Raw genomic sequence first — 6,889 nt, 5'->3', positions numbered from 1 at the left:
TAGACGAGGCTCAGGTAGGGAAAGGCCCCGATCGTCGAGACCGTCGTGTGCGGGTCGAAGGACCTGGTGGTAGCCGCGCGCGACGGAGGGACCCGCGAAGTCCCGGCCCCCGACGGCCGCCGGCGGGCGGCCGTCGTAGCTCGTCAGCTCCTGGGCCTGCAGGAACGTCGAGGTGGCCGCCAGGGACACCGTGACGTGCTGACCCCGCCCGCTGCCGGTCCGGGCCACCAGCGCGGCGAGCACGCCGAGCGCGGCGAGGGCCCCGGTGGCGACATCGTGCACCGGCGCGGTGGTGGCGACGGGCTCGCCGGTCCCGCCCTGGGCCGCCGACAGCCCGGAGAGCGCCTGTAGCACGGGATCGAACCCGGGCAGGTCCGCGAAGGGCCCGGTGCGGCCGTACGCCGACACCGAGCACCGGACGAGGGCCGGGCCGGCGCCGAGGACCTCGTCGCCCAGCCCGAGCCGCGCCATGCTCGCGGGGCGCAGGTTGTCGGCCAGGACGTCCGCACCGCCGGCGAGCTCGAGCAGCGCCCGGCGGCCGGCCGGGGTGCGCAGGTCCAGCGAGGCGATCGTCTTGGCGTGGTTGGCGGAGGCGTAGGACGCGGAGAAGACGCGGTACGGGTCCCCGCCGGTGGTCTCGACCTTCACCACCGCCGCCCCGAGGTCGGCGAGCACCGCGCTCGCGAAGGGCGCGGCGAGGAACGTGCTGAGGTCGACGACGCGCAGCCCGGTGAGCGGGAGGGCCGGCGCCGAGCCCTCCGGCACGCGGGCCGCGGCCGGCTCGCGCCACAGGTCCCCGGCGCCGACGACGTGCCCGGGTCCGGGCAGGTGCCGGACGGCTCCGGGGGTGTCCGGCAGCCCGATCGGGACGCCGGGCACGGCGACCCGGCCGAGGACGGGGTGCGTCAGGGTGACCGGAGGCGCCGCGGAGGCGACGATCTCGTCGTCGAGCCACTCCGCGCGGGTGCGGACGGGCGCCGCCGGGACTCCCGCCTCGGCGAACGCGGCGAGCCACTCGTCCCGCGGCCGGGTCGCGAGTGTCGGTTCCAGCTCCTCCCCCACCGCCGCGCCCACGTCGGGTTTGAGCAGGTTGGCGAACTCGCCGTACACCTCCGGGAGGACCAGGACGTCCATCCGGTCCAGCACGTCGAGGGCGCGGAGGAAGAAGTCCGCGGTGAGCGCCGCGAGGTGCAGGAACCGGCCGTCGGCGCAGCGGTAGGTGCGGAAGTTGGGCGATCCGGGCAATCGGGACCCCGGCGAGAACAGCCGCTCGACGTCCAGCCCCTCGGTCATCATCGTGCCGAGACAGGCCGCTGACGCGTGTAGGCCGCTGACCTCCAGGGCCCGCCCGTGGCCCGACGTGTGCACGCCCAGCAGGCCTGCCGCCGCGGCCACCGCGGCGAGAGCCCCTTGGACGGCCCCGACGAGGGGGACGACCGAGGCGACCGGACGTCCCGGCTCGTGTGCGGGGTGGTGCGTCGCGAAGCCGCCGAGCGCCCCGAGCAGCAGCGGATCCGCGGGGAGGTCCCGCCACCGGCCCCGGGTCCCGTGGGGCGGGAGCGCGACGTGCACGAGCGACGGCCGCGCCGCGAGCAGGCCGGCGGGCCCGAGACCCGGAACGGACGTGCCCGGGGTGGCGTCGTCGAGCACGACGTCGGCCGCGAGCGCGAGCCGGCGCAGCTCCCCCGCCGACCCCGCGTCCCGGCCCGTGACCAGCTGCTTCCCGCGGTCCAGGCAGAGGTCCTCCGGGGTCCAGCCGGTCGGCGCGCGGCCTCCCGGCAGGATCCGGGCGACGTCCGCGCCCAGATCGGCGAGCAGCATGCCGGCTGTCCGGCCCGCCCCGGCCGACGTCAGCTCGAGCACCCGCACGCCCGCGAACGGGCCCTCGGGGACAGGTGTCACCGAGCACCTCCGACCTCGTCGTCGTTCCCCGCGGGCGGACGCCGGCGGGGAGGGTCACCGCTCTGCTATCGGGGGGTGTCGAGCCGTTCGTGGAGCCGGTCCAGGACGCTCTCCAGCGCGTCGGCCCGGCAGGCCGCGGCCACGTAGCGGTCCGGCCGGACGACCAGCACCTCGTCCTGCGGCCGGGCCAGCAGCAGGTCGCGGAACGCGCCGTCGACGTCCACCAGCCCTGTCGAGCCGGAGCGGGGGTCCGCGAGGCCCGAGCGGGCGCCGGCCCGGCTCGGCCGCACCTCGAACGTCCGGCCACCCGCACGCTCCAGCCGGGCGCGGGACTCCGGCGACAGGTGCCGGGCCGGATCGCCGGTCAGCCCGATCACCGCGACGACGGGCCCGAGGACGTCATCCAGCAGGCGCCGCGCCCCGTCGGCGTCCTCGACGAAGGGCTGACCGAACTGCCGGCCGACGGGCGAGCCCGGGTCCGGCCGTTCGGCGGGGACGACCGCGCCCGCCGTGTACCGCGGCGCCGGCTTGTACTTCATCTGCAGGATGTAGTCCCGGGCGCCCGGGATCCGCTGCACCGCACGGAAGAACCCGTCCCGGACGATCTCGGTGGCGCGGTTGCGGGGCTGGTACATGCTGCCCACCCGGGTCGCGAACGACACCATCGCGGTCGCATGCCCCCGGCGCTCGGCGTCGTAGCCGTCGAGCAGGGCGGGCCCGGCGCGGCCCGCCGTCACCGCGGCTAGCTTCCAGGCCAGGTTCGTCGCGTCCCGGATCCCGGAGTTCATCCCCTGCCCGAAGAACGGCGGCTGCAGGTGCGCGGCGTCGCCGGCCAGGAACACCGGCCCGGCGCCGAACGCCGAGGCGATGCGGGAGTGGTGCCAGTACACGCGCCGGCCCTGCACCTCGGGCAGGGCGCCCGGGTAGTGCCGGCGGAGCAGGCCGGCCACGAACTCACTCCCCGCGGCCCGGTCGTCGTCCTCCCCCGGCAGCAGCTTGAACTCGAACCGGCGGTGCCCGTAGGGCAGCGGGATCGTCATGGTCGGCCGGTCCGGGTCGCAGAACACGGCGGAGTAGGGCGCGTCGAGGGTGTCCCCGGAGACGTCGACGACCAGCCAGCGCGACGGCGCCGTGCTCCCCTCCAGCGCGATCCCCAGGGACTCCCGGACCATGCTGCGCCCGCCGTCCGCACCCACGGCGAACCGGGCGTTCACGACGACCCGGCCCGCGTCGGACTTCGCGTCCAGCCGGACCCCGTCGCCCGTGCGCTCCAGCTCCGTGACCTCGGTCCCGGTGTGCAGCGTGACGTGCGGGAACCGGTCCAGGCCCCGGCGCAGCGTCTCCTCCAGCAGCGGCTGCAGGAAGAGGTTGCGCCGCGGCCAGCCGTAGGGGCGGCCGCTCGGGCCGACGTGGGCGAGCACCCGCCCGGACGAGGAGTGGTAGCGGATCGGGGCGTTGCGGATCAGGTCCGGCAGCACCCCGGCGATCACCCCGGCGGTCTGGAACGTCCGCAGCGACTCGTCGTCGACGGCGACCGCGCGCGGATACGGGGTGACCCCCGGCTCGCGGTCGAGCACGACGGTCCGCACACCGAACGTGCCGAGCAGGTTCGCGAGCGTCGCCCCGCAGGGTCCCGCCCCGATCACCGCGACGTCCGTCTCGATCTCCACAGCGTTCTCCATTCGGTTACACAACCGTCAGATCGGCGTCGAAGACGAAGGCCCGGTAGCCGTCCGCCACGACCTGCTCGCAGATCCGCCGGTACTTGCCGACGCCACCCGCGTAGGGCAGGAACACCCGAGGCTTGCCGGGCACGTTGGCGCCGACGTACCAGGAGTCGGCCTGCGGGTAGAGGGTCCGCTCGGCCGCCCGCGCCACCTGCCCGCTCCAGTCCTGCTCGGCGTCCACGGTCGGCTCGACGGTCCGGGCGCCCCGCTCGCGCATCTCGACCAGCAGGTCCGCCACCCAGTCGACGTGCTGCTCGAGGGCGAGGAACATGTTGCAGAGCACGGCCGGGCTGCCCGGCCCGGTGAGGGTGAACAGGTTGGGGAAGCCGGCGGTCTGCAGCCCGAGGTAGGTGCGGGCGCCGTCCGCCCACTTCTCGCGCAGGGTCACCCCGCCCCGGCCGCGGACGTCGATCCGGACGAACGAGCCGGTCATCGCGTCGAAGCCGGTGGCGAGCACCAGCAGGTGGAGCGGGTGCTCCTCGCCGTCGGCGGTGCGGAGCCCGGCCTCGGTGAGCCCTGTGATCGGTGCGCGCCGCACGTCGACGAGCCGGACGTGCGGCAGGTTGAAGGTGGCGTGGTACCCGGTGTCGACGCAGATCCGCCGGCTGCCGATCGGGTGTCCGGCGGGCACCAGCAGCTCTGCGGTGGCGGGGTCGTCGACGGCGGCACGGATCTTGTCCTCGACGAACCGTGCGGCGAGCCGGTTGGCCTCGGGGTCGCGGGTCACGTCGTCGAAGGAGCCGAGGAAGGCGAAGCCGCCCAGGGCCCAGCGCTCCTCGAACCGCCGGTTGCGTTCCTCCTCGTCCACGGCCAGCGCGGACTGCCGGTTGATCGGGACCGTCGAGCCGGTGAAGGACCGCCGGGCCTGCTCTCGAAGCTCCGGGTAGCGCGCCTTCACGTCCCGCAGGTACGCCGGCGCGAGCGGCTGGTTGGCCGCGGAGATGCTGTAGTTCGCGGTCCGCTGGAAGACGCTGAGGTGCCCGGCCCGCTCGGCGAGGTGCGGGACGACCTGGATGCCGGACGAGCCGGTGCCCACCACGCCGACGCGCAGGCCGTCGACCTCGGTGTCCTCCGGCCACGACCCGGTGTGCACGATCCGGCCCCGGAAGCGCTCCTGGCCCGGGAACTGCGGGACGCTGGCGGCCGAGAGCACGCCCGTGGCGAGCACGAGGAAGCGGGCCGTGATCAGGTCGCCGGCGTCCGTGCCGACGCGCCAGCAGCCGCCGTCCTCGTCGTACGCGGCGGTGGTGACGGCGACGCCGAAGGTGATGTGCGGGCACAGGTCGAACCGGTCCGCGACGTGCTCGGCGTAGGCCCGCATCTCCGGCTGGGTGGGGTAGCGCTGCGTCCACTCCCAGTCCTGCTGGAGCTCCGCGGAGAACGAGTAGGAGTACTCGAGGCTCTCGATGTCGCAGCGGGCCCCGGGGTAGCGGTTCCAGTACCAGGTGCCGCCCACCCCGTGCCCGCGCTCGAGGACGCGCACGGAGAAGCCGAGCCCCCGCAGCTTGTGCAGTGCGTACATCCCACCGAAGCCGGCTCCGACCACGAGCACGTCCACGACATCTTCGGAAAGCCCTCGCGCCTCGTCACCCATGCCCCGACACTAATGCACACACCGTCAGAATGGGAGCCCGTGAACGACGGCCGCCGCGCACCCGTCCCGGGTGCGCGGCGGCTGCGGGCGGGGTCGGGCCGACGGCTACGGCGCACCCAGCAGTGCGCGGCGCGCCGCGTCCCGCCGGGTCGGGATGTGCGCGGTCGGCCACAGCCCCTCGGCGGGCCGGTGGTCGCGCAGCAGCTGCTTCGCGACGGTCACCTGGTGGACCTCCGTCGGGCCGTCCGCGAGCGCGAGCGACTGCGCGGTGAGGATCATGCTCATGAACGGCATCTCGTCGGTCACGCCCAGGGCGCCGTGCACCTGCACCGCCCGCTGGGCGACGTCGTGCAGGACCTTGGGCGTCAGCACCTTGATCGCGGCGATGTCCTTGCGGACCTTCTGGTAGTCGTCGTACCGCTCGATCTTCCAGGCCGTGTTCATCACGAGCAGCCGGAACTGCTGGACCTGCAGGTAGGACTCGGCCAGGTGCAGCTGCACCGCCTGCATGTCCGCGAGCACCCGGCCGCGGGTGCGCCGCGACAGCGCCCGCTCGGCCATCATGTCCAGCGCCTGCTGGGCCAGCCCGACCGTGCGCATCGCGTGGTGCACCCGGCCGCCGCCGAGCCGGGTCTGCGCTACCCCGAACGCGTCGCCCTCCTCGCCGAGCAGCGCGTCGGCCGGCACCCGGACGTCCCGGTACTCGATCAGCGCGTGCGAGCCCTCGCCCTCCGGGTCGCCGAAGAGCGCGGCGTTGCGGACGATGTCGATGCCGGGGGTGTCCGCCGGCACGAGGAACATCGACATCCGGTTGCGCACGCCCGCCTCGGGGTTCGTGACCGCCATGACGATCAGGAACTCGGCCCAGCGCGCGTTGGAGGAGAAGAACTTCGCCCCGTTGATCACCCAGTCCTCGCCGTCGCGTTCGGCGCGGGTGGTGAACTCGCCGGGGTCCGCGCCCGCGTGCGGCTCGGTCATCGAGAAGCACGAGACGATGTCCCCCTCGAGCAGCGGCTCGAGGTAGCGCGCCTTCTGCTCGGGCGTCCCGTAGTGGGCGATGATCTCGGCGTTGCCCGTGTCCGGGGCCTGGGTGCCGAAGATCCGCGGCGCCCAGTGCGAGCGGCCGAGCACCTCGTTCAGCAGCGCCAGCTTGATCTGCCCGTAGCCCTCGCCGCCCAGCTCGGGGCCGAGGTGGCAGGCCCAGAGGCCCTGCTGGCGGACCTCCTTCTTCATCGGGTCGATGATCGCGCGCTGCTCGGGGAGCATCGGCTTGTACACGTCGTGCGGCCAGAGCAGGTCGAGCTGCGACACCTTGGTGTCCACGAACTCGGCGGCCCAGTCGAGCTTGGCCTGGTAGTCGGGGTCAGTGTTGAAGTCCCACGCCATCGCGGGCTCCTCCTCGGACGTCGTCGGTACAGGGGCGGGGCGCGATCACGGGATGGCCGGGCTGGCGGGACGGACCGGGCTCACGGGATGCCGCCGTCGACCCGCAGCGTCGCGCCGGTCGTGTAGCTGGACGCGTCCGAGGCCAGGTACAGGGCGGCCCCGACGATCTCCGGGGGCTGCCCGGTGCGCTGCAGGGCGTGCGCCTTGGACGACTCGGCGACGGCGTCGAGGTCCCAGTGCTTGCTGACGTCGGTGAAGAACGGGCCGGACATCAGCGTGT

The 6,889-nt window shown here is 74.3% G+C and carries 5 protein-coding genes; all 5 read right to left on the bottom strand.

Annotation, left to right across the window (positions count from 1 at the left end):
• Window positions 1–1,902 (bottom strand): CoA transferase (locus JWP64_RS17985; RefSeq protein WP_297498478.1); only part of this gene is annotated, 1,902 nt, incomplete at its 3' end.
• A 65-nt stretch (window positions 1,903–1,967) separates the two neighbouring features.
• On the bottom strand, window positions 1,968–3,572 hold the full coding sequence (locus JWP64_RS17980) for a bifunctional 3-(3-hydroxy-phenyl)propionate/3-hydroxycinnamic acid hydroxylase (protein ID WP_297498476.1): 1,605 nt from the start codon (window positions 3,570–3,572) through the stop codon (window positions 1,968–1,970).
• A 16-nt stretch (window positions 3,573–3,588) separates the two neighbouring features.
• Window positions 3,589–5,223, bottom strand: a complete 1,635-nt coding sequence (locus tag JWP64_RS17975) for an NAD(P)/FAD-dependent oxidoreductase (protein WP_297498474.1) — start codon at window positions 5,221–5,223, stop codon at window positions 3,589–3,591.
• A gap of 105 nt (window positions 5,224–5,328) precedes the next feature.
• Complete coding sequence (locus JWP64_RS17970) at window positions 5,329–6,609, bottom strand: acyl-CoA dehydrogenase family protein (RefSeq protein WP_297498472.1); 1,281 nt, start codon at window positions 6,607–6,609, stop codon at window positions 5,329–5,331.
• Window positions 6,610–6,689: 80 nt separating this feature from the next.
• Window positions 6,690–6,889 (bottom strand): SDR family oxidoreductase (locus JWP64_RS17965; RefSeq protein WP_297498470.1); only part of this gene is annotated, 200 nt, incomplete at its 5' end.

Origin of the sequence: Pseudonocardia sp. (genome assembly GCF_025465255.1) — a bacterium.
GTDB lineage: Bacteria > Actinomycetota > Actinomycetes > Mycobacteriales > Pseudonocardiaceae > Pseudonocardia.
The sequence above is the reverse complement of the archived record's forward strand: the minus strand, read 5'-3'. Positions and strand labels throughout refer to the sequence as shown.

Coding starts and splice junctions, on each gene's coding strand:
- JWP64_RS17975 (WP_297498474.1), bottom strand. CDS start 5,223: ATGGGTGACGAGGCGCGAGGGCTTTCCGAAGATGTCGTGGACGTGCTC.
- JWP64_RS17970 (WP_297498472.1), bottom strand. CDS start 6,609: ATGGCGTGGGACTTCAACACTGACCCCGACTACCAGGCCAAGCTCGAC.